General features: G+C 40.9%; 14 protein-coding genes. 4 read left to right on the top strand and 10 right to left on the bottom strand.

Annotation, left to right across the window (positions count from 1 at the left end):
* Positions 1–3 precede the first annotated feature (3 nt).
* Positions 4–1,221 carry an ornithine--oxo-acid transaminase gene (locus ACRYKC_RS17825; RefSeq protein ID WP_433808807.1) on the bottom strand — a complete coding sequence of 406 codons (1,218 nt, stop codon included), beginning with the start codon at positions 1,219–1,221 and terminating at the stop codon, positions 4–6.
* Positions 1,222–1,457: 236 nt separating this feature from the next.
* Between ACRYKC_RS17825 and ACRYKC_RS17830 the strand changes: the two genes are divergently transcribed.
* A complete protein-coding gene (locus tag ACRYKC_RS17830; protein ID WP_433808809.1) occupies positions 1,458–2,849 on the top strand; it encodes a sigma-54 interaction domain-containing protein in 1,392 nt (463 codons plus the stop codon).
* Between the two features lie 58 nt (positions 2,850–2,907).
* On the opposite strand, the gene ACRYKC_RS17835 is transcribed toward ACRYKC_RS17830, so the two are convergent.
* Entirely contained in the window at positions 2,908–3,693 is a 786-nt protein-coding gene (locus ACRYKC_RS17835) for a serine hydrolase (protein ID WP_433808811.1), read from the bottom strand.
* Between the two features lie 148 nt (positions 3,694–3,841).
* Here ACRYKC_RS17835 and ACRYKC_RS17840 point away from each other — a divergent pair, with 148 nt between their 5' ends.
* Genes ACRYKC_RS17840 through ACRYKC_RS17850 form a run of 3 tightly spaced genes read left to right on the top strand, consistent with a single transcriptional unit; the run spans position 3,842 to position 7,449 of the window.
* Positions 3,842–5,230 (top strand): spore germination protein, encoded by a 1,389-nt coding sequence (locus ACRYKC_RS17840; protein ID WP_433808813.1) that lies wholly within the window; start codon positions 3,842–3,844, stop codon positions 5,228–5,230.
* A complete protein-coding gene (locus tag ACRYKC_RS17845; RefSeq protein ID WP_433808815.1) occupies positions 5,223–6,320 on the top strand; it encodes a GerAB/ArcD/ProY family transporter in 1,098 nt (365 codons plus the stop codon). The genes ACRYKC_RS17840 and ACRYKC_RS17845 overlap by 8 nt, the downstream gene beginning before the upstream one ends.
* Complete coding sequence (locus tag ACRYKC_RS17850; RefSeq protein WP_433808817.1) at positions 6,310–7,449, top strand: Ger(x)C family spore germination protein; 1,140 nt, start codon at positions 6,310–6,312, stop codon at positions 7,447–7,449. Before ACRYKC_RS17845 ends, ACRYKC_RS17850 begins: the two co-directional genes overlap by 11 nt.
* 133 nt (positions 7,450–7,582) lie before the next feature.
* Here ACRYKC_RS17850 and ACRYKC_RS17855 read toward each other — a convergent pair whose 3' ends face one another.
* The 8 genes from ACRYKC_RS17855 to ACRYKC_RS17890 form a co-directional block, all read right to left on the bottom strand.
* Complete coding sequence (locus tag ACRYKC_RS17855) at positions 7,583–8,116, bottom strand: hypothetical protein (RefSeq protein WP_433808819.1); 534 nt, start codon at positions 8,114–8,116, stop codon at positions 7,583–7,585.
* A gap of 221 nt (positions 8,117–8,337) precedes the next feature.
* Complete coding sequence (locus ACRYKC_RS17860) at positions 8,338–9,261, bottom strand: VanW family protein (protein ID WP_433808821.1); 924 nt, start codon at positions 9,259–9,261, stop codon at positions 8,338–8,340.
* Positions 9,262–9,439: 178 nt separating this feature from the next.
* The gene (locus ACRYKC_RS17865; RefSeq protein ID WP_433808823.1) at positions 9,440–10,384 is read right to left on the bottom strand and encodes a ribose-phosphate diphosphokinase; all 945 of its coding nucleotides are present in this window, start codon (positions 10,382–10,384) and stop codon (positions 9,440–9,442) included.
* A 163-nt stretch (positions 10,385–10,547) separates the two neighbouring features.
* A complete protein-coding gene (locus ACRYKC_RS17870) occupies positions 10,548–11,198 on the bottom strand; it encodes an SDR family oxidoreductase (RefSeq protein ID WP_433808825.1) in 651 nt (216 codons plus the stop codon).
* A 129-nt stretch (positions 11,199–11,327) separates the two neighbouring features.
* Positions 11,328–12,668 carry an aminotransferase family protein gene (locus tag ACRYKC_RS17875; RefSeq protein ID WP_433808827.1) on the bottom strand — a complete coding sequence of 447 codons (1,341 nt, stop codon included), beginning with the start codon at positions 12,666–12,668 and terminating at the stop codon, positions 11,328–11,330.
* Between the two features lie 61 nt (positions 12,669–12,729).
* A complete protein-coding gene (locus ACRYKC_RS17880; RefSeq protein ID WP_433808829.1) occupies positions 12,730–13,995 on the bottom strand; it encodes a peptidase in 1,266 nt (421 codons plus the stop codon).
* Positions 13,996–14,195: 200 nt separating this feature from the next.
* A complete protein-coding gene (locus ACRYKC_RS17885) occupies positions 14,196–15,638 on the bottom strand; it encodes a sodium:solute symporter family protein (protein ID WP_433808831.1) in 1,443 nt (480 codons plus the stop codon).
* The gene (locus ACRYKC_RS17890) at positions 15,631–17,280 is read right to left on the bottom strand and encodes an amidohydrolase (protein WP_433808833.1); all 1,650 of its coding nucleotides are present in this window, start codon (positions 17,278–17,280) and stop codon (positions 15,631–15,633) included. Before ACRYKC_RS17890 ends, ACRYKC_RS17885 begins: the two co-directional genes overlap by 8 nt.
* Positions 17,281–17,911: the final 631 nt, after the last annotated feature.

Here is a 17,911-nt window from a genome sequence, read left to right on the forward strand (position 1 = left end):
GACTCATGCTTGCTTCACACTTGCTAATACTTTCGTTATCTTCTCGATCGCCCAATCAAGATCCTCTTCACTAATTACTAGCGGAGGAGCAAAACGAATGACAGTTTCGTGGGTTTCTTTGCAAAGCAGTCCCTCATCTTTCAGCTTTTCACAATAAGGGCGGGCCGGTTCATTCAATTCGACTCCTACGAACAATCCTTTTCCTCGTACTTCCTTAATCTCCGGATTATCAATTTCTTTTAACCGATCTTGAAAATACTGCCCGAGTTTCAATGATCGCTCTGCTAATTTTTCCTCTTCAATGACTTCTAATGAAGCAATGGAGACAGCGCACGCTAATGGATTTCCGCCAAATGTCGAACCATGAGAACCTGGGGTGAACACACCCAGTACATCTTCGTTGGCAGCAACACAAGAAATTGGCATCACACCTCCACCTAATGCTTTACCAAGGATATACATATCAGGCAATACATCCTCCCAATCGCAGGCAAACATTTTTCCAGATCGTCCAAGACCTGACTGAATCTCATCGGCTACAAAAAGAACATTCTCTTTCTTACACACATCGTAAGCTTTCTTTAAGAATCCTTCCGGCGGAATGACGATCCCTGCTTCTCCCTGAATTGGCTCGAGCAAGAACCCTGCTGTATTTGGTGTGATGGCTTGTTTTAAAGCTTCCAGATCTCCATAAGGAATCAATTTAATCCCAGGCAATCCCGGCCCGAAGTTGCGTTTGTTCTCTTCATCCGATGAGAGGGACACCGCCGCCATCGTTCTCCCGTGAAAATTCCCTTCACATGCGATGATTTCCGCTTTCCCCTCTGGGATACCCTTTTTGTCATAGGCCCAGCGTCTAATAGTCTTTATCGCTGTTTCGACCGCTTCCGCTCCGGTATTCATTGGAAGTACCCTATCTTTTCCGGTCAATTCAGAAACCTTTTTATAAAAAGGAGCCAGCTGGTCATTGTGGAAGGCACGTGATGTTAACGTCACCCGGTCCGCCTGATTTTTTAAAGCTTCAATAAGCTTCGGGTGTCTATGTCCCTGATTGACTGCCGAGTAGGCACTAAGCATATCCATATATCGATTGCCCTCAGGATCCTTGACCCAGACGCCCTCTGCCTCTGAGATGACAATCGGGAGCGGATGGTAATTTTTCGCTCCATATCTTTCGGTCTGATCCATAATGCTTTTGGAATTCACAGTGGTGGTGTTCATCTATATTCCTCCTAGTCATAGAGCGGGGCTGCTAAACCCACTCCTGTTCTTCACCTTTCTATATTGCAAATTCCGTGCCAACTTTTTAAATATTGGTATGGAGGGATTCCTTTTTAAAAAGAGCTGATAACTGCAAAATAAATTGTCACTCCTCACCACAAATGTGCCAAATAATTTTGCGTCATTACTATTTCTTCTATAAAATAAAGATACTTACGTTGAACGGGGTGGATCTTGTGAAGAAAACTGAGGATATTCAGACACTCATCAAACGGAACGAACTTTATGAAAGGATCCTGAATGAATTAGACCTGGGAATTCATGTGATTGATGAGAACGGAAAAACGATCATCTATAACAAAAAAATGATGGAGATCGAGTCGATGACAGGTGAAGAAGTACTCGACAAAGACTTGCTGGAGGTCTTTCAATTCGAAAAAAACCAACGGAGCACTCTCGTCCAGGCTTTAAGGAAAGGGCAAACGTCTAAGAACATCAAGCAAACCTATTTCAATAATAAAGGAAAAGAAATTACGACCATTAATGACTCGTATCCAATTTTGGAAAATGGAAAAGTAACAGGTGCTATTGAAATCACAAAAGACGTCACAAGGCTTGAGCAAGTCATTAAAGAGAACGTGTTGAAAAAGAAGAACACGAAGTTTACGTTTGATCAGATCATTGGGAAGAGTGCGCTGATTGAGACTGTTATAGAAGAAGCGAAAAAAGCGACACGCACATCCTCATCTGTGCTGATCGTCGGTGAAACAGGAACAGGGAAAGAATTGTTTGCACAAAGCATTCATAATGGAAGCTCACGGTCATCATCCCCGTTTATTTCTCAAAACTGTGCCGCGATTCCAGACAGCTTAATGGAAAGCTTATTATTTGGTACAAAAAAAGGCGCCTTTACAGGTGCTATCGACAGACCAGGGTTGTTTGAACAGGCTGAGGGCGGTACATTATTACTCGATGAAATTAACTCTTTAGACCCAGCACTTCAAGCGAAACTTCTACGAGTCATCCAGGAACGAACCATTCGCAGGGTTGGGGATACGAAGGATAAAAAAGTGGACGTGCGTATCATTGCGACGATTAACGAGGACCCGATAGACGCTGTTGCCGAGCAGCATTTAAGAAAAGATTTGTATTACCGTCTAAGCGTTGTCACGTTATTTATTCCTCCCCTCCGTGATCGCATGGAGGATCTCTTTTCTCTAGCTCAAAGCTTTATCGCGAAGTATAATGATCTATTCCAGATGAATGTAAAAACCATCCACGAGGACGCGATTCATCTGCTTCATCAACATACGTGGCCAGGAAACGTGAGAGAGCTGGAACATACGATAGAGGGAACAATGAATCTGATTACCACTGAAGAAGTGATTGCGATCGACAGCCTTCCTGCTCGACTCCGAAAGATGTATCCAGATCATAAGCCACTGCAAAAGCAGAAGCCGGTCGAAAACAGTGCAGCACGAACATTAAAAGAAAAAATGAAAGAAACAGAAATGCTATATATCCAGCAAACCCTTAAAGAGAACAATCACAACATATCCCATACTGCAAAAATTCTTGGCATCAGCAGGCAGAGTCTGCAATATAGACTACGAAAATATGGGATATGAAAATTAATGGCCCCGTTCTTTATTTAATGAACGGGGCCAATCTATGTATCCTTATATTTTAATTGTTGCCTTTGCTCATGAATCCCATAATACCCCGTCCAATATCAGCGATGGCTCTTCTTCCTGCTTCCTCATCGTTTAACTCACTTAGTAAAACGGCTGCATATACCGTCTCATCTTTATATTTAAAAATCCCCACATCATGTTGTACTCCTGGCAGCATACCAGGTTTATTTGCGGTCAATACATCTTCATCCTTATTGTAAGCAGGGAGACCTGATGTAAACTGCTGCTCCCTCAGGATGTTATAAATGCTCTGACGGGATCTTTCACTCAAAAATTTTCCATGCTCCATTTCTGAAAGGAATTCCACCATATCCCATGCAGAGGTCGTATTGTCTACCCCTGAATCCCGTGCTTCAAAATCCATAAAGTAGCGGTTCAGTCGAGTATTCGTGCATCCCAACTGCTCGCATAGATGATTGACATTGGAAAAACCAAATCTAGTGACCAATAGGTTTGAAGCCGTATTATCAGACACAACAATCATCAGTTTCATTAGATCCAAAATTGATAAAGATAGGTTGTTCTCAAGAAGCTTAAGAACTCCATCTCCTCCTGTCTTTAGATCAGAGGCAAGCTGCACTTTCTCCCTCAAGTCAAGATCTCCATTTTCCGCTTGTCTAAATGCCTCCATAATAATCGGAATCTTGATTGTACTTGCTGCTGACGTTCGTTCAGAACCGTTAATAGCTATACCAGCTTTCTTATTCTTAATTACAACGCTCGCTCTCCCCTCTACACTTGACAGTATGTGTTCGACTTCCCTTTTTAAAGCGTCCATCCCAGCCGCCCCTTTCTTTTCTTATTTCTATTATAAAGGACTTCAGGAACACTGAAGTCCGCTTACCCTATAACTTTTGTTGCAAGGCTAGAGTAATCCAATTATCTAGTGCACATAATACTAAGAACGCATAAAGGGTGTGAATGAGATGAAGGAAACCAACTATCCCCTTGTTGATAACCTGGTAAAAATGATTGAGGGGAACGACAAGGTGACAGTGAAATCTGTCACGGTACAGAACAAGCCTATCTACATCATTTATATCAAAACAATTGCGGACGTTGACCACATTCGGGAATTCATTATAAAGCCTCTGATCGACATGAAATCGAAGTCCAAACAATCGATCGTGGAAAATCTTCCATTAAATGATTTGGCGAAGATTGAGCAATCAGATCAAATCATGAAAAAAATCTTTAATGGCTTCACCTTAATCATAGAAGATGCTGATATTTACGCGGTGAACACGTCTAAGTTCTCCCTCCGTTCTGTTCAAGAACCTGTCACGGAGGTTACTTTGCGAGGGGCACGAGATGGTTTCATTGAGTCCTTGGAAAAAAACACCTCTCTGCTTCGTATGCATTTGCGTACGAATGACCTCACCTTTCAGGAATTTACCATTGGGCAAAAAGCATTCACTAATGTATCGGTTGCCTATTTAAAGGGTGCCGCTAACCCTGAGCTTTTAAAAGAAGTGGTTAAACGCGTCGGTAAAATCGATACAGATTACTTACCCGATGGTGGCATAGTCGAACAGCTAATCGAGAAGAACAGCAATTCTCTTTTTCCTGAAGTGCATGAAACAGAGCGTCCGACAAAAGTATCAAATGCGTTGATTGAAGGCCGTGTCGCCATTTTTATAGATGGCTCCCCTTCCGTGCTCATTGCACCTGCGACCTTGAATTCGTTGTTCCATTCTACTGATGACTACAACTTTAAATGGATTCCGGCCTCTTTCATTCGATTACTTCGTTATTTTGCAGCCTTCGTCTCTGTTATGCTACCCGCTATGTATATAGCTCTGATTTCATACCATCAGGGATTGATTCCTACCGATTTGGCTTTCTCTATTGCTAAAACTCGAGAGGGTGTGCCAATTCCGTCATTTATGGAAGCAATCTTAATGGAAATAACCATCGAAGTTCTCCGTGAAGCAGGCGTCCGTCTGCCAAAACCAATCGGTCCTGCCGTTAGTATCGTCGGTGCGATTGTTCTAGGAGAAGCAGCTGTAACGGCAGGAATCGTCAGTCCATTAATGGTCATTGTCGTCGCTTTCGCAGCGATCTGTTCCTTTACAGTCGCCGATTATGGATTGAGCCTGGCTCTAAGGACGATCCGCTTCTTCATGTTACTTTCTGCAGCATTTCTAGGTATTTTCGGGCTTCTTCTAGCATTATTTATCGTCAGCATTCATTTAATTCGTCTGAAGAGCTTTTCTATTCCCTATTTAGAACCTTTTGCGCCATACTTCCATAAACGCTGGAAGGATTCACTCATTCGATACAAGTTTAGTAAGAGAGGTGGTCAAAGTGAGTGATCTTAAACAACTAGCTGGATTACAATTTATAGTCGTATACGTTTCAATAATGATTGGCGTTGGGATCATCCTTATGCCACGCTCACTCGCAGAAGCAGTTAATGCCCCAAACTTGTGGCTCAGTATCGTTTGGGGCTTTCTTTTGATTGGCCTCTGTTCGATGATTATTGTCCAGCTGGTAAGTCGATATCCCGGCAAAACATTCTTCGAGATGTCAACCATCATTACAGGTAAATACATCGGATTTTTATTGAATCTATGTTATATCGTTTATACGCTTATCGTTTCCGCTTATATTCTTAGAGTCACAGGAGGAATTGTAAAAAGTAATTTACTTGATACCACTCCTCTCTCAGTAGTAATCGGTACTTTCATAATTGTCAGTACGTATTTGATTACGAACGGAGCAGGTGATATCGTACGCTTTTTCCAGCTTTATTTCCCTGTAATGATAGTAACGTTCGTCGCCCTGTGCTTATTAAGTTTGAAGGATGTTGACATTAATAATATACGCCCTGTGGTTGGCGAAGGTATCATGCCTACTTTTCAAGGAATTAGGGTTACCTTTTTCTCTTTTCTAGGCTTTGAATTCCTGTTAATCTTTTCGAAATTGTTAGGCAAAAGAAGCGCCAATAAACTCAGGGCTGGTATATGGATAAGTCTTGCTTTAACTGCGATCATATACATTGGATTTCACCTGCTTTCCTTAGGCATTCTTGGTCTCGAAGAGTTAAAACAGATTACCTTTCCGACGGTGGAAATGGCGAAAAGTATTGAATTCCAGGGATTCTTTTTCGAGAGATTTGAAATCCTTTTCCTGGTCGGATGGCTCATTACCGCCATCACCTCATTTTCAGCGTATTATTATGCAATGTGGACAGGGGTAAGACAAACGTTTCACACTAAGTCAAAGTTTTTCGTCTGGTTAGTTGCCGTGCTGATTTTTGCTACAGCGATATTCCCCCCTGGCTTGACAGAAGTTTTTCAATATTCGAGGATAGTCAATTTCTCTTCAATAATTGCAATCGTCTTATTTCCAACAATCCTATTGCTAGTATCTTTGAGCAGGAGACAGTCTTATGCGAAATAAACTTATTCTAGGTGCATTTTTATTACTATTGTTGACTGGATGTTGGGACAGCAAGGAAATAGAAGATATCGGAGTGATTATAGGTCTTGGAGTTGACACTGCCGAAGAAGTAAACGAGATTACGATGACTAATCAATACGTCGACCCAGGAAAAATCCCTAGTATCCAAGGAGGAGCCCCAGGAGGAAAGCCATTTCAAAACCTAACCGTATCTGGGACAACTCTCTTAGAAATCATTCGTGATAACGCATTTGAAAGCAATCGACCACCCAATTACACACACTTAAAGTCGATTATGTTATCTTCAAGGCTTCTAGACAGAGAAAGAGCAGATGAAGTCATTGACCTCCTCATCAGGGATCATGAATTTAGGCGAACGACCCCAGTTTTTATTACTAAAGATCGAGTTGAAGACGTAATGGCTGTAGAACCGACCAAAGAACTTTTTCCAGCGATTCAAATAAAAGATCTCGGAGAAAATGCATTTAAGAATCTGTATGTCCCAGAAAACTTAAAAATTGGTGAAATGTCTAAGTTTATTTCTGAAGAAAAAAGCTTCCTCATCCCAGGAATGAAGATTAGTGAGAACCTAATTAAATCTGACGGTGCTGCAATCATCTCCAAGGAGAACTTTCAAATTGCCGGCTGGCTAGAAAAAGAGGATATGGCGGGAGTCCGTTACATTATCAATGATGTGAGAGGCGGGTACATCAATTTGACCAAAAAGGAGATTCAAGACGGGCCCCTCTCCCTTGAAGTTAAAGAGGCTTCCACAGCTTACGATCCCATCATAAAAGGGGAAAACATAACAATGGAATTCAACATCAAAGTGAACGTATCACTTGCAGAAGACTGGGGAAATAGTCGTAATCATTTCAAAAAAGGCTGGAAAAAAGAAGTAGAGAAAGCCACAAATGCAAAAATCGAACATGCGGTAAAAATTGTTCTTACCAAAGCCCAGGAAGAATACAAAACAGACTTCCTCAACCTATCCAACTGGGTCAGAATCCACCAGCCGGAGTACTGGAAGAAGAATGAGAAACGCTGGGACGAAGTCTTTCCTGAGATGCAGACAAAAATTAACGTTAAAACTAAAATCACAGACTTTGGCACTCAGAACTTAAAATAAAGTTTCAGAAATTATTAAAGACTACTTCTTTTTATAAGAAAGTAGTCTTTTTCTAATTGATGACCTAAAGAGGGGCTTTGTTTATCTCGCTATGCAAATCCATTTACAAAATATGTAGTGTAAAAACCTTAACTCAGCTCTGATCCAATATCGTTATTTTCCGATTTCCACTAATTACGCTTCTTAAGCGTCGATCTTCTTTTCTTGCTCTCCAAATAATATGTGAGAAGTTTTCAGGGGTAAAATGGTATTGATCTATCAAATATTGTTCGAACTCTTCATGATCCACCTGGTTATTATGCTCCTTTGCATAGGTAATCAAAATCTGAGTCAATTCTTTATAACTCATTCTTTTTGACTTATCAGCAGAAAAAGCTTCTGGATCGGTTGGAAGCACATATTCATTTCTCAACGCTTTCGAAGATTGGTTAGCCGTTTCCTCTATAACAATGTCTGTAGGGATTTCGGGATTTAGTTTTTCCGTCTCCGTTAATGTTGTTATGATGGTGGAGGGATCAATGTTCTCTCTTTTCTCATCTATACGCTCCAGGCGACTTATCAGTTCATGCTGTTCCTCTGTTAGCTGCTTAATCATTTCACGAAGATGCTTTTTCTCCTCTTGTATATCCTCTAATCGCATACCTATCGCGTTTCGTAAAGTGAACATAGAAGGAGAGCCTCCTTTAATAGTAATCGTTATAAAATATCATAGCACATAAAAAAGGAGAGGAATTGGAAAACGTGCCAGTTATTTAAAATTGATAAAAAAGTTGTTGGTATTCTTGGACAAGACCTAGTAAACAGGACTTAACCTTCCTTAAAGATCATATAGGAAGTTAGGCAATTTTTCATTAAAAAAAGCGCCCTTAAAAAGAAACGCTTTTTAGATTACTCATAATGATCAGTGTCCCTATCACTTTCTTCAGGGAGCTTCTTGCTGGCATCAGGAATGCTCTGTGGATCATAATTGATCACATCAGAAGAATAAACCATTACACTCATCTGTCCACCAGTAACTTTTGAGCGAATTAATAACGGTTGATTGTATTGATTTTTAAACGTAAAATCAGGCCCATACCAACTTACTGTAGCATCCCGTCCTGGTGGAACATAAGGCACCTGTTTACTGTGAGAATAGCGTTCCACAATTTTCACGCCGGCATTATCAACAGAGTTAAACAACGTAGAAGAAACCTGACAAATTCCTCCGCCAATTCCTTCAGTCACTTCCCCCTTCACAATTACTGGAGCATTTTTATATCCTTTTTCCTTTGTCCTTTTACCAACGACCTTATTAAAAGAAAAGACTTCGCCAGGGAAAACGACATGACTATCAATAGCTTCTGAAGCAAGTTGGATATTATGGGACCGTTCTTTATTGTTCGAATTAAAGTATGTCACATAATGGCCAATCTGCTGAGTGCGGATATTTGCAATCAGTTCACTATCTACTTTAGGAGTGATAGTAAGTTTTGGAACGTCCATGTCACCCTTCTTCTGCCCAAAGAGATAACGATAAAATTTCTCTTTGAACTTCTTATGATGTACTTTGTATCCATTTTCTCCAGGTATAATTTCACCTGACTCGCCTATTTTTGCATTTACAGGTTCCTTACTGATTTCCTGATCCAAATGTTCAATGAGTTCCTCAGTTTTAGGTTGATCCATAAAGGGCTTACCGATGAATTCCAACATAAAGTCTTTACGATTAACCTTAATGATTTCTTCACCATCATTGGTTATGGATAATTGTCCTGGTTGGATAAGTGGTTGAGCTAAGAGTATACCTATAGATAAAATGATCATTTTCATAACGGACTCCTCCTACAGGTAGTATGAGTAGAAGGCACATGAATCATGTGAAAACTTTTATGGGACAAAGTGCCAGGCTATTAAAGCAGAAGTAAAAGAAAAAGATGACCTCATTCTATTCTGAGATCATCTTGACTCTTGTAAATATTACATTTTTTAACTGTCAGTGCTTAAATCCTTAATCAAACAACTCACTTACCGAATGTTCTGTTTGAACTCTTAATAGCGCATCCGCCAATAGTGGTGCTACAGACAGTGAAGTTATCTTTTCAATTTGCTTTTCTTCAGGTAAGAAAATAGAATTTGTGATCACTAATTCTTTAATCGGTGAATTATTTATTTTACTTACAGCAGGGTCAGATAAAACCGCATGAGTACCACAGGCATAAATATCATTCACTCCATTTTCTAAGAGGGCCTCGGCTGCTTGTGTAACCGTTCCCGCTGTGTCTATCATGTCATCAACAATAATGGCATTTTTCCCTTCAATCTCTCCAACCACGTTCATGACCTCAGCCACATTCGGTTCTGGTCTTCGTTTATCAACAAAAGCAATCGGTGCATCTAAGATGTTCGCCATTCTTCTCGCACGTCTTAAACCACTTGTATCTGGAGCGACAACAACCACGTCTTGGATGTCTTTTTTGTTATAATAATCAGCCAAAATAGGCACCCCAAGCAGTTGATCAACAGGTACATTAAAGAACCCTTGGATTTGTGGTGCATGAAGATCTAAGCTGATGACTCTGGAGATTCCTGCCTTTTCCAATATGTTTGCAATTAATTTCGCAGTAATCGGTTCACGTGCACGAGCCTTTCGATCCTGGCGAGCGTAACCATAATAAGGAATTACGACATTGATTGTTTTAGCTGATGCTCTCTTCATCGCATCAATCATAATCAATAGCTCCATCAAGTGTTCATTTACTGGCTGAGAGGTGGATTGGATTAAGTAAACATCACGCCCCCGAACACTTTCCTCAATATTAATTTGGACTTCTCCGTCGCTAAAGCGAATAACTGAGCTTTTTCCTAAAGGTACCTCTAAGATCTCAGAGATTTCTTGGGCTAGAGGCTCATTTGAATTTAGAGTGAATAACTTCATTTCAGATTTTGAACTCATATCGATCTCTCCTATTTCAAATTGGTGTGTATGTACCCTAACTTCCAGATTAATTTACATTATTATAACATAAGGTCTGCTTGTATTTTTAAAGGATGTCCTATATAAAAAGACAATTTACCTTAGTGGCAAATTGTCCTTTTACTTGTATAGTCTTATTTCCTTAAAGTGAATGGATTGCATCCTGAACAGGTTTGTTTCCACCCACAACTTGAAACTCTTTTCCGATCGTTGTCTGATCTTCTAAGCTAGCCAAGATGACACGAGCTACGTCTTCTCGGGGTATTTCTCCTCTTTCTACTGTGGATGCTGCTTCTACTTGAGCCGTTCCATCCTCATTGTTCAATCGACCCGGATGAATAATCGTATAGTCCAGATCCGTATCTCTTAACCAAACATCCGCATAATGCTTTGCAACAACATAAGGGGCAAAAGAATCAGGTGCTGATTGGATTGCTTCACGGGTCGTATCAAATGAACTAATCATCACATACCGCTTTACCCCTGCAGCTTTTGCTGCTTCTATTGTTTTTATAGCGCCATCCAAATCAATCATCATCGTTTTATCAGGGCCGGTGTGAGGTCCAGAACCTGCGGTGAATACGATCGCATCCACACCCTCGGCTGCTTTGGCAATTGTGTCGATATCATCTTCCAAATCCACCACTACTGTTTCTGCACCTAAGTCTTTAAAAAAGGAAGCTTGCTCCTCTTTACGGATCATTGCCTTAGCTTCTACATTTTCGCTCTCTTGTATAAAAGTAACAAGGTGTTTTCCAATTTGACCGTTTGCTCCAACAACTAGAACTTTCAACTTCTACACCCTTTCTTTTGAGTAAGCTACATATTTCTATTTGCAAATTTACTATACCCTTTATCACAGTAACTTTAACAAATCGCTAACTAAAAGGTGCACCTTTATACCTCAAATGGTTTAAAAGAATTAACTAACCACCAGTTTATTTTGCACTTCAACTATTGACTCCTTCAGTTTGAGAAGTAATTGATCAATTTGTTCCTCATTTATGATTAACGGTGGAGCGAAACAAATAATGTCAATCCCTTCATACGTAACCGCTCTACAAATTACTCCACGCTCATGTAAAGCTTCAATAACTCTTGGGGCAACCTTCCAGTCTGAAGGGAATTTTTCATTCGTTTCTGAGTTTTTCACGAGCTCGACTGCACCTAAAAGCCCTACAGAACGTACATCACCAACAATGTTAATTTCATCTTTAAGTTTTCTAAAGCCTTCTAGGAGTTTCTTGCCCATTCGATGAGAATGCTCAACAAGACCTTCAGATTCAATAATATCGAGGTTCTTCAAGGCAACCGCTGCAGCTGTTGGATGTCCGCTGTAGGTAAACCCATGAAATAATGTTCCTTTGGATTTCATTTTCATTACCTCATGAATCGCATCGGATACGATCACACCTCCAAGTGGGGCATACCCACTCGTTACGCCTTTGGCAAATGTAATCATGTCGGGAACCGTGTTCCAATTTTCAATGCCAAACATTTTCCCTGTCCTGCCGAACCCTGTAATCACTTCATCCGCTACAAATAAAATTCCGTATTCATCACATAAGTTTCTTATTTCTTTAAAGTAATCCTCAGGAGGTATTAATACCCCTCCAGCCCCTTGAACAGGCTCAGCCATGAAAGCTCCTACCGTTTCTGGACCTTCTGCTTCTATTTTTTCACGTAATGCAGTGATCGCACTTTTCGTATTGCTTCTATAAGTAGACGCCGCATGAGAGAAGCCCTCGACGGTTGTCCCTGCCATATCCCAGAATTCCGGAATACCTGTAGCGCTTGTAGACGCCGCTGCTACCCCATGGTAAGAGCGCTTTAAAGCAATGATCTTTCTCCGGTTTGGCTGGCCTTGGATTCGCCAGTAATGATGGACGAGCTTAATCGCTGTATCATTCGATTCCGATCCGCCTGAAGTAAAGAACACCGCATTTAGCCGGTCCGGTGCTAAGGAAGCGATTTTCTCAGCCAGTTTTATGCCTGGCTTGTGACTAAACGTAGAAAAAGCGGAGCTGAATGCTAATGTTTTCATTTGTTCAGCAGCTGCATTTGCTAATTCTTCTCTGCCATGACCGATGTGGACATTCCATAAGGAAGACATGGCATCCATGTACGTTTTTCCATTTATGTCCTTAAGATAAATCCCTTCCCCACTCTCCATAATTACCTTTGGCCCCTTCTCCTGCTGCTGCTGAATTGAAGAGGTTGGATGTATAAAGTGTTTTTTATCTAACTCGCTCCATTCATTCATTTGATATCCTCCGTTCCCTTTCACTTTCTCTTCTACTTATTTTCCTGACATCGTATATCCTCTATTGTTCCACCCCACACCAGTTGATCAATGTTTCAGCAATAATGGCAGCCGTATCAAAGATGTGGTTTAGATCAATGTATTCATTTGGATAATGAGCCATGTTCGTCTCCCCTGGGCCAAAGACTACGACTGGGATATCTGCCAGCTGGGTCAGGAGTCCGCCATCGGTTCCCCAGGGCGAAGCTTCGATTTGGGGTGATTCCCCTTTGTAATTTTCATAAGCCTTACGAATGGTTCTCATAAAATCGTGACCTTCGTCAATTTCTCCTGGGAGCCAGCGAGCACCAAACCACTCCACTCTGACAGGGGCCTTCGCAAACCAGTCATCTATTTCATTTAGATTAGCTAGATGATCTTCAAATTCTTTTTTAGCTCTTTCAATTTCTTCGCCAGGGGCAATGCCCATCCGCCCTTCAATAACTACTTGATCGGGAACAGATGATGGCCAATTCCCTCCTTCAATCCTTCCAATATTAATAGGGATGGGAATTGGATTGTTCTTATACAAAGGATCCGTTATTCGCTCATTCCGTTTCTTTTCCAAGGAAAGAATTTGTTCATGCACAACATTTGATTTTGCAATGGCACTAACTCCTTTATAACGGGTCCCGCCGTGTGCAGACTTTCCATGAATAAACACTCTAAACCAAATCGAACCTTGCTGTTTAGGAAACATACGCATATTCGTCGGCTCAGGAATTAACGCTGCATCTGCCCGGTAACCTCGTTCAATAGCCGCTAACGTACCAGAACCGCCGCTTTCTTCTTCTACAACACTTTGGTATAGGACGTCACCTTTTAATTGAATGCCACTTGCTTTAACTGCTTCAATGGCGACAAGGGAAGCGAGGTTGCCTCCTTTCATATCGGTAGCGCCGCGTCCAAACAAATGATTATCTTTTACAGTTCCTGAAAAAGGGTCATCCTCCCATTGTTCTAAATCCCCTTCCGGTACAACATCAACATGACCATTCAGGATAATCGACCTTCCGTTTCCCGATCCCTTTAGTGTACCTACAACATTTTCACTTCCTTCAAAATCATTACGAGAGGCGCAGAAGGCTTCATGTTTGGATAACTTATCATAATCTAGTTCCCATTTGTCTACATGAAGTCCTAGCTTTTCTAAACGAATCGCAATCAAATTTTGAATCCCTTGTTCATTTCCGGCTGTGCTTGGCTGCTTCACCATCTCCTGTAACAGCTCTGTATAATCGTTGCGATAGCTTTTAATGTAATGACGGACTGCTTCTATATGTCCCATCCAAATCCCCTCCCTTACTTTTATTTTAAAAAAGAAAAGACGACGTTTTCGCCCATTTCCACGAAAACGCCAGTTAACAAGTTAGTTTTTCCCCTCTTTATATCTGTGAATCTCCTATCAAATATTCTTGGGCTCATACGCTCAATGGTCCTTATTTTCATCTAATTTTGTTAGGGACCATCAACTCAAACCTGTTTGACCTAAACGGTTTTCTTTAATTCCTCAAACATTACATGACTTTCTTGTTTTGTAAGCAGCGTCACTACTAAAAGGGTAATGATTGAAACAGGCAACCCAATAAATACAGGGTGAAGACCAAATGGGTGACCGGCAATCTGCCAAAAGACAGAGATCGCTAAACCGGTCCACATAGAAGCGATTCCTGCTGTTTTGGTCACTCGATTCCAAAATAGTCCAAACAATACAGGCGCTAAAAGCCCTGAAACTAACATCGCACTTCCTGTAATCCAAAGCGTCACCAACTGAGGAATATAAAGGGCTAAAAGTGCTGAAATAATCGATACGATCACAACGGAACCACGACTGTAAGTTAGCATTTTCTGATCACTAACGTTTCTCACTCTTGGTTTAATGATGTCATTGACGATCGAAGAAGCTGCCGCTAAAAAGAAAGAGTCAGCACATGAAATGACCGTCGCTAAAAGAGCGATGAGCATCACTATGACCATTGGAAATGGTAAGACAGCACCAATCACTTCGTAATAAACCAGAGCAGGATCAATCTCCGTCATTTGTAATCCAAATCTACTCAGAACTCCAATGACAATAATAATCGCAGCAGTCAAAAACCCTAGAACAATCGCACTCCAAAAGCCTGTTTTAGCCGTTTTAAGGTCTTTCGCAGCCCAGAAACGCTGCCATAGATCCTGTCTAACAAACTGGTAGCCGCCAATAGTGAGCAAATAAACGAAGAACTCACCAGGACTGATATTAAATATACTCAGCATGTTTTCGCCACCTGTAGTTTGAGCTCGGTCCGCGATTGCACCCCAGTCTCCGGACATAGATAGAACAACAACAAACAAGATAAAAATCCCGACTGTCTGGATAGTTCCATGGATCGCATCCTGTAGAAGAACGGATTTTAGACCGCCAAAATACGTTTTCAATGTCAGCAGGGCCCATCCAATTAGTATGCCTGTAGTGATGCTGATTCCGGCTGTTAGATTTAGGATTGTGGCAATGGCTACGAATTGCATTCCCGTAATTGCACAGTAGGCAACCAGAATACTAATGACGGTCGGAACTCTTGCTCCTTCCCCATATCGCATAGCGGTAAAGTCTCCAAGGGTGACCATGTTATATTTTTCACCCAGTAATCTAATTCGCTTTAGTAAAAATATAGCAATCACAATCGAGGTCAAAGTAAAACCAATGGCAAGCCATTGTTGACCCATACCCGAACGATAACCATTCGTCATATATCCTAGTAAAATGGATCCTCCAATTGCTGTTCCTACGAAGGTTAGAATGAGAGGCATCAGCTTACTTGAACGCCCCGCAACGTTATAATCCTCGTAGGTTTTAACACTTCGGTTCATATATAAGGATAGACCGAACAAGAAAACAAAATAGACGGCTACAATAGAAATCAATATGAGCTGCTGCTGGTCACTAAACATGATTTTTCCCTCCCGTATATTCGTAATGATGTGAATCGGAGTCACTGTAAATTAATTCTCCGTCTAAGAATGTTTGTAAGACTTTCATGTCTCCTAATTTTTCAACCTCTATATCGAGAGGGTTGTCGGATAAAATCATTACATCTGCTTTTGCCCCTGCTTTAATGATTCCTAGGGACTCTTCTTCAAACGAGCTGTAAGCTGCCTCTGTCGTATAAGCTTTCAACGCCTCCCAAATTGATATCCTCTGGTTCTCACCAAGGACTTGTCCACTCGCTGTTTGTCTCGTTACCGCACCGTAAATGCCTAGCCAAGGGTTAGCATCATTTACTGGGAGGTCCGAATTTCCAGGTGCAACAATTCCAAACTCCTTAAATGATCGATGAGGAAAACTGTTTTCCATCCGTTCTTTTCCTAACTTATTACAATAATTGTCGCCGATATGGTAAAGAAAACCGACAGAAGAGGCAGCCAACAAATTTAACTCTTTCATGTGTTGGAGATGATCAACCGTCGGAAGTACGCAATGCTCAATTCTGTTTCGTATCGAAGTAACATCTGTCGATTCACTAATTTTTAAGAACGCATTGATCGCTGTATCAATGGCTCTGTCCCCGATCGCGTGAATCGCAATGCGCAGACCCGACTGGATTCCTTTTTCCATTAATGGGTAGATTTCATTAACATCGTTATAAAGAATTCCCGTCTCCTCTGTTCCTGCATAAGGGTGTGAAACAGCCGCGGTTCTTCCACCGACACTGCCATCCAGCATGAACTTTAACCCCTGAATTTTTAGCATGTCGTTACCAAAACCACTTCTAAGACCTACCGTTAATACTTCATCATATGTACCATCAAAACCATTTTGGTCAATTGCCCACATCCATGGCCTGACTCTAACCTTTAATTCTTCTTTTTCTTGCAACAACTGGTATAGCTGTAAATCATTTGTTTGGGTAGACATATCATGAACCGTGGTAATTCCCCATGTGGCAAACTGCTTTTGAGCAAGTTTCATGCCTTTAACCATGTCCTCTATGTCATATTTAGGAATAGCTAGTAACCCTTGAGCTTTTTCCTGCATAAGTCCTGTGAGCATTCCGCTTGTATCTTTTTCAATATTGCCTCCTTTAGGGTTGGAAGTATCTTCAGAGATTCCACTCAACTCTAAAGCTTTTGAATTTGCAACAGCCATATGCGCACAGGTGCGCTTTAAGACGACAGGATGATGTGGAGCAATTTCGTCAAGTTCCCATCGTGTCGGATTACGCTTCTCAGCTAATTTACTGTCATCCCATCCCCAGCCAATAATCCATTGTCCTTCAGGCGTATGAGATACTTTCTGGCTTATCTTTTGTAGTAGCACCTTGATCGAAGGTGTCGTATCAGGCTTGCAATCTACTTCCAGTAACGATAATCCATAGATGGAGGGATGGATATGACTTTCAATAAAACTAGGCATGAGCGTTTTTTGATCTAAGTCAATAATCTTAGTGTGGCTATCTTCCCAAGTTAAAGCTTTGTCTTCCTCGCCTGCATACAAGATCGTTCCATCTTTCACAACTACAGCTTGTGCTTTCGGAAAATGATCATCCATCGTCAGGACATTACCGTTGATAAAAATCGAATCTGCCCCTGGCACACTTATCTCCTCCTTCATCTGTTCATGTAGTCCTTTTGGTAGTGCTTAATTTTATGTAAGTTCCGCTACTGAAAAGCAGGCTGAAGCAACACGCTTCGTATAAGCGGAAGTATTAATGGATGTGACCTAATTCTCCCTAAATCCAGGCAAACGAGTGGCTCTATTGATAATAAAAAAACCAGAAATATGCACAGCATAAGCTGCGAAAGCACACTCATCCTGTTCATATAACTGGTTTCCTATCTAGTGAATTGCTCTACCTTTTCACAGTAGAGTCAAGTAGATTTGACAGTTATTTGACAAATTTTTAATTGTTGCAATTATTCTATCAATAATCGCAACAGTGGTCAATTAATATTCGGAAAATTCTAATTATACATGCAATAAAAAAATCAAATAGCAGCCTTTCAGCACCTATGCTTATTTTAAAAAACATGCTACTTGAAAATCGTTTAAAAGTTGCAATCAAGATACAAGCTCATTGGAATTCACTTTTTGTTTATTTTACATATTTTCATACTAATACGGTTGACTTTTTATGGCTCAATCTATATATTTTGCATTAAGGAAACTTTTTCGGTGGATAACAATTGTCAACTTTTTCGATTACGGCCCATATAGTAAAAAAGGA

It is taken from the genome of Halobacillus sp. A1-3 (assembly GCF_050971765.1).
Taxonomy (GTDB): domain Bacteria; phylum Bacillota; class Bacilli; order Bacillales; family Halobacillaceae; genus Halobacillus; species Halobacillus mangrovi_B.

Excerpts from the sequence above, each read along its gene's own strand:
- ACRYKC_RS17825 (WP_433808807.1), bottom strand. The coding sequence starts at position 1,221 with ATGAACACCACCACTGTGAATTCCAAAAGCATTATGGATCAGACCGAA.
- ACRYKC_RS17835 (WP_433808811.1), bottom strand. The coding sequence starts at position 3,693 with ATGGACGCTTTAAAAAGGGAAGTCGAACACATACTGTCAAGTGTAGAG.
- ACRYKC_RS17840 (WP_433808813.1), top strand. The coding sequence starts at position 3,842 with ATGAAGGAAACCAACTATCCCCTTGTTGATAACCTGGTAAAAATGATT.
- ACRYKC_RS17850 (WP_433808817.1), top strand. The coding sequence starts at position 6,310 with ATGCGAAATAAACTTATTCTAGGTGCATTTTTATTACTATTGTTGACT.
- ACRYKC_RS17855 (WP_433808819.1), bottom strand. The coding sequence starts at position 8,116 with ATGTTCACTTTACGAAACGCGATAGGTATGCGATTAGAGGATATACAA.
- ACRYKC_RS17860 (WP_433808821.1), bottom strand. The coding sequence starts at position 9,261 with ATGAAAATGATCATTTTATCTATAGGTATACTCTTAGCTCAACCACTT.
- ACRYKC_RS17865 (WP_433808823.1), bottom strand. The coding sequence starts at position 10,384 with ATGAGTTCAAAATCTGAAATGAAGTTATTCACTCTAAATTCAAATGAG.
- ACRYKC_RS17875 (WP_433808827.1), bottom strand. The coding sequence starts at position 12,668 with ATGAATGAATGGAGCGAGTTAGATAAAAAACACTTTATACATCCAACC.
- ACRYKC_RS17880 (WP_433808829.1), bottom strand. The coding sequence starts at position 13,995 with ATGGGACATATAGAAGCAGTCCGTCATTACATTAAAAGCTATCGCAAC.
- ACRYKC_RS17885 (WP_433808831.1), bottom strand. The coding sequence starts at position 15,638 with ATGTTTAGTGACCAGCAGCAGCTCATATTGATTTCTATTGTAGCCGTC.